Genomic DNA, 251 nt, shown 5'->3' with positions numbered 1-251 from the left:
GACGACGGAGGAATCCGTGCGGGTCGTCGCATTGTTGTCGAGGTAGATCGGCCGCACGGAATCCCTCTCCCAACGTCGAAGCTGTTCAGTGACGAGGCTTTGCTGCTCCGGCAACGGGGATCAGGCGGACGAACTCGCCGAGCCGCTCGATCAGGCGGGCCTGAATTCCTTCCAGCGTCGCGCTGGCGAGCTTGCAGAACACGCAGGCCCCGGTGAGCCTGACCATGATCTTGTTGCCGTCGATCTCAAGC

Annotated in this window: 1 protein-coding gene; it reads right to left on the bottom strand. The window is 62.9% G+C overall.

Annotation, left to right across the window (positions count from 1 at the left end; translation table 11 throughout):
* Nucleotides 1-85 precede the first annotated feature (85 nt).
* Nucleotides 86-251, bottom strand: a 166-nt coding sequence (locus tag RAD04_RS38990) for a NifU family protein (protein ID WP_461628011.1), incomplete at its 5' end; no start/stop codon positions are given.

Source organism: Bradyrhizobium sp. 25ACV, assembly GCF_054863005.1.
The sequence above is the reverse complement of the archived record's forward strand: the minus strand, read 5'-3'. Positions and strand labels throughout refer to the sequence as shown.